The organism is Marimonas arenosa (assembly GCF_030848945.1).
GTDB classification, from domain to species: domain Bacteria; phylum Pseudomonadota; class Alphaproteobacteria; order Rhodobacterales; family Rhodobacteraceae; genus Marimonas; species Marimonas arenosa.
Genome location: NZ_JANHAX010000037.1, coordinates 1 through 206, shown reverse-complemented (window position 1 = coordinate 206; position 206 = coordinate 1). Strand labels below are relative to the sequence as shown.

The window sequence follows — 206 nt, the reverse complement described above, 5'->3', positions numbered from 1 at the left end:
CCGCCGGCCCGGTCGGGCGCCAGCGCCACGCGGATGCGGCGGCCTGACAGGTCATGCGTGATCTCGAACACCTGCGGCTCGCCGGCCAGCGCCTTCTGCCAGTATGGCGCGATCCGGGCCCAGGTCTCAGGCCCCAGGGCCTCGGCCGTGGTCATGCCGACGACGCCCTGGCGCGAACTGGGGAACACCTCGTGGAGCTGGTTGTT

At 72.3% G+C, this 206-nt stretch carries 1 protein-coding gene; it reads right to left on the bottom strand.

Features of this window, described 5'->3' with window-relative positions; all coding sequences use genetic code 11:
* A partial coding sequence (locus tag NO357_RS21380) for a PAS domain-containing protein (RefSeq protein WP_376744417.1) occupies positions 1-206 on the bottom strand: 206 nt, incomplete at both ends.